2 protein-coding genes and 1 pseudogene are annotated in these 3060 nt (G+C 65.9%); all 3 read right to left on the bottom strand.

Annotated elements, in window-relative coordinates; translation table 11 throughout:
• The coding region (locus ACESMT_RS19805) for an ABC transporter permease (protein WP_372828312.1) at window positions 1–901 on the bottom strand (901 nt) is incomplete at its 3' end.
• 129 nt (window positions 902–1030) lie between these two features.
• Window positions 1031–2644 (bottom strand): ABC transporter ATP-binding protein, encoded by a 1614-nt coding sequence (locus tag ACESMT_RS19810; protein WP_372828313.1) that lies wholly within the window; start codon window positions 2642–2644, stop codon window positions 1031–1033.
• A gap of 136 nt (window positions 2645–2780) precedes the next feature.
• Window positions 2781–3060 (bottom strand): annotated as a pseudogene (locus ACESMT_RS19815) (BMP family ABC transporter substrate-binding protein); the annotation flags it as partial.

Below are 3060 nucleotides of genomic sequence, written 5' to 3' on the forward strand. Positions count from 1 at the left end.
CCACGCCCAGCGGGTTCAGCGCCGCCAGCATGGCGATCACGATGCCGGTGTAGCCGTAGCCGGGCGACATGTCGAGCGTGACGTAACTGGTTCGGCCCGCTACCTCGATGGCGCCGGCCAGCCCGGCCAGGCCGCCCGAGAGCAGGGCGACCAGCACGACGGTGCGCGTGACCGGCACGCCGGCAAAGGCTGCAGCTTTCGCGTTGGCGCCGATGGCGCGGATGTCGAAGCCGGGAACGGTGTATTTCATCAGGGCCCACAGCGCAACGGCCAGCCCGACGGCCCAGAGCAGGCCGGTGTGGACGCGGGTTTGCGCCACCAGTTTGGACAGCTCCAGGTCGCCGAGCAGCGCCACGCTTTGCGGCCAGCCCATGGCGGCCGGATCTTTCATGGGGCCGTTCAGCATCATGGACACAAAAAGCAGCATGATGAAGTTGAGCAGCAAGGTGGTGACGACCTCATCCACCCCCAGCCGCGTCTTGAGCAGTGCCGGACCCAGCAGCAACAGGGCCCCGGCCAGCGCGGCGGCCAGCATCATCAGTACAAACAGCAGCCACAACGGAAGGTCAAAGCCGGTGCCGCCGTGCATGCCGCCCACGGCCACCGCAGCCAGCGCGCCGGCATAGAGCTGGCCTTCGGCGCCAATGTTGAACAGCCGCGCTTTGAAGGCCACGGTGGCGGCCAGCCCGGTCAGGATCAGCGGGATGGCACGGGTCAAGGTTTCGCTCAGCGCAAACACCGAGCCGAAGCCGCCCTTGAACAGCAGGCTGTAGGTCTGGCCCAGCGGCGCACCGGCCCAGATCACCAGCAGGCCGCTGATGAGCAGCGTGAAGGCGATGGCGCCGATGGGCGCGAGGATTAGCGCAGCCTTTGAAGTTTGGGTTCTTTTTTCAAGCCTCATGCCAGCGGCCTTTCTGCTCCCTCTCCCGCCGGGAGAGGGCTGGGGTGAGGGTGATCCCTGGCCCGGCGGTGTGCAGGCCCCTCACCCCCACCCTCTCCCCGGAGGGGCGAGGGGGTAAAGAGGTCGCCATCATGCGTGGACCCCGGCCATCGCCAAGCCGACGCTTTCACGCGTCCAGGCCTCTGCTGGCAAGGCTTCGCTCAGTTGCCCTGCGTGCATCACCGCGACGCGGTCGCCCAGCGCCAGCACCTCGTCCAGATCGTCAGAGATCACCAGCACCGCCGCACCGGCATCCCGCGCAGCAATCAGTTGCTGCTGCACATAAGCCACCGCACCAATGTCCAGGCCCCAGGTCGGCTGGTGGGCAACGATGAGTTTGGGAACTACAGCACCAGGCGCTGACGAAGGGCAATTTTCCGACGAGCCGCCCCTAGGAAAATTAGCCCCCTCGGGGGGCAGCGAAGTACGCGAAGCGACGAGCGTGGGGGCCACGTTAACCAGTGCGCGGCCGAGAATCAGCTTTTGCATGTTGCCACCCGATAGCGACCGCGCGGCCGACTGCGGGCCGCCGCCACGCACATCAAACTCGCGCACGATGCGCGCCGCGTGGGCCTGTGCAGCGCTGCGCTTGACCCACAGTGCGTGCGAAAACGCCGGGCTGCGCAGGCGCTCGGACACGGCGTTCTCCCAGACGCTGAGATCACCCACCACGCCAACCGCATGCCGGTCTTCCGGGATGCGAGCTACGCCTTGGGTGACCAGCCAGGCCGGCGAGGCCTGCAAGGGCTGGCCCAGGAAAGTCACCGTGCCCTGTCTGGCGGCGCGGGTGCCACACAGCAGGTCGGCCAGTGCGAGCTGGCCATTGCCAGAGACGCCGGCAATCGCCACAATCTCGCCGGCTTTGAGTTCCAGCGACACGCCGTTCAACCTGTCGCGGCCGCTGCCGGCGGTGGCCACGGCGTCCAGCGTGCAGACCGGCAGGCCGGTGGCACGGGCCGGGTGGCGCTGCGCGGCGCTCACGGCGTGGCCCACCATCCACTGCGCAAGCTGGGCCTGGCTGGTGCCGGCGACCGGCGCTTCAGCCACCAGCTTGCCGCCGCGCAGCACCGCAACGCGATGCGAGACGCGCAGCACCTCGCCGAGCTTGTGGCTGATGAAAATGATGGACAGTCCCTGCGCCACCATCTGGCCCAGGGTGTCAAACAGCGCCTCGCTCTCCTGCGGAGTCAGTACGGCAGTGGGTTCATCGAGAATCAGGATGCGGGCGCCACGGTACAAGGCTTTCAGAATCTCCACGCGCTGGCGCTCGCCCACCGACAGGTTGCCGACCTTGGCATCGGGTGCGACCGGCAGGCCAAAGCGCTGCGCCACGCCCAGCAGCTTCGCGCGCGCGGCGCCGCGGCGCGAAAACGGTTGCCAGAGCGGCTCGCTGCCTAGCATCACGTTGTCGAGCACGCTCAGGTTGTCAGCCAGCGTGAAATGCTGATGCACCATGCCGATGCCCGCGGCCAGCGCAGCTTTGGGGTGACCGGCGGGCAAGAGCCGGCCGAAGACTTCGATCTGCCCTTCGTCGGCTGTGTAATGCCCAAACAGGATGGACACCAGCGTGGACTTGCCAGCGCCGTTTTCGCCAAGAAGCGCCAGCACCTCGCCAGCGTGCAGCTCAAGCGATATAGCGTCATTGGCCACCAGCGTTCCGAAACGCTTGGTGATGCCGGTCAAGCGCAGAACGGGGTTACTCATCCGAAAAGAGGGGGAGCCCGGAAATCTGGTTTTCAGCTCAGCGAGGGCCGCGGGTCCGGCTTCGCCGGCCCGAAGGCGATCGTCCCCTGGAAGGGGAGAAGGTGCTACACGCAGTGAGCATCCGACAGGGGTGAGCTTACTTGCTGGATTTCGGCTGGCCGTCGTCCACCTTGACCGTGAACTTACCGTCGAGGATGGCTTTTTCCTTCGCCTTCATTTTGGCAACAATATCGGCCGGGATTTTCTTCTCGAAGGTGCCCAATGGCGCCAGCTCCGAGCCCTTGTATTTCATCATCGAATATTGACCATAGTCCTCGGCGGTGAACTTGGCTTCCTTGACCAGTTTGAGCGCGCGGTCGATGGTGGGCTCCATGTTCCACAGTGCCGATGACACCACGGTGTCGGGGTATTTGTCC

Origin of the sequence: Polaromonas sp. (genome assembly GCF_041689105.1) — a bacterium.
GTDB lineage: Bacteria > Pseudomonadota > Gammaproteobacteria > Burkholderiales > Burkholderiaceae_C > Polaromonas.